Here is a 265-nt window from a genome sequence, read left to right as displayed (position 1 = left end):
TCCTGTTCGACCAGGCGCCGCTGTTCCTTCCGATTCCTGGTAATGACTTCTTCTTGGACAACTTCATCACCACGCCGAACCTGTTCCCGGGTGCGTCGATCAGCGCGGATCTGGGCAACGGTCCCGGTATCCAGGAAGTCGCGACGTTCTCGGTGGATGTGAAGGGCCCTGAAGGCGGTGTGGCGGTGTCCAATGCGCACGGCACGGTGACCGGTGCGGCCGGTGGGGTGCTGTTGCGTCCGTTCGCCCGGCTGATCTCCTCGGC

Annotated in this window: 1 protein-coding gene; it reads left to right on the top strand. The window is 63.8% G+C overall.

What is annotated here, in order from left to right; all coding sequences use genetic code 11:
• Positions 1–265, top strand: a 265-nt coding sequence (locus ABQF13_RS25345) for an MspA family porin (RefSeq protein WP_448395560.1), incomplete at both ends; no start/stop codon positions are given.

This window comes from Mycolicibacterium sp. XJ879 (assembly GCF_053483935.1).
Note: the sequence above shows the minus strand (reverse complement) of the source record. Positions and strands in the feature narration are given on the sequence as shown.